Raw genomic sequence first — 757 nt, 5'->3', positions numbered from 1 at the left:
GTTCCACGATGTAGATCCGTCCACGGCCTTCCCCTGCGGCCAGTTCAGCCCCCCACGTTGCGGCATCCAAGGTTGCCGTCGCGTAGACGTGGTTCGCTGTCCTTCCTTCTTCAAAGTTCGAGCCGCGTCCGGGCAACAACAGGTCCCCCACTGCCAGGTTCGCTTTCGTCCCATGAAACAAGGCCCCCGACTCGTGGACTTCGAATGGTTTGGGCTCTTTCGTCATACACACCCCCTACAAATTCGATTCGAAATCTAAGCCCGGCCGACCCCTTGCCGCAACAATGCTCCATGTTATGACAAAAACGCCCGAAAGCCGGACCCCCTACGGACACTCCCGCGCGACGACTGCGCTCCGCATCGCGATCGGGCGGTCGGTGCCCGCAGGACCCGCCCGGTGAGGATTCGCGCGCAGGTGCCTCTAACGCGACAAGGTTCAGGCCGTTCCTGCCGTCTCGTATCCAATGGGTTACGAGGCGTCTCATTAGAGTTGAGGCGGGGAGGCTGAGCGCCAGATTCTTGCGCGTCTTGGCAAATCCTTGCGTGCGCTATACATGAACAGGGCTGTTGGATGCCCTCGGGAGGATGCAAGTCGGCTGTGCTGTGCCGGGCTCGCAATCCCGTCGAGTCACGATGCGTAGAAACTACAAACCCAACCGGTCAGTCAAATCGATAGCAGTCCCAAGGAATGGAAGTCTCTGTGGTTAGTAACACACCCGAATCTCTCCTGCTCGCAGAAGAGATTGTTCGCGGAATC

The 757-nt window shown here is 59.0% G+C and carries 1 protein-coding gene; it reads right to left on the bottom strand.

The window, feature by feature from the left end:
• Window positions 1–226: NAD(+)--rifampin ADP-ribosyltransferase (locus JF66_RS22560; RefSeq protein WP_197059504.1), on the bottom strand; the 226-nt coding region annotated here is incomplete at its 3' end.
• Window positions 227–757 lie beyond the last annotated feature (531 nt).

Source organism: Cryobacterium sp. MLB-32, from assembly GCF_000738085.1.
GTDB lineage: Bacteria > Actinomycetota > Actinomycetes > Actinomycetales > Microbacteriaceae > Cryobacterium.
The sequence above is the reverse complement of the archived record's forward strand: the minus strand, read 5'-3'. Positions and strand labels throughout refer to the sequence as shown.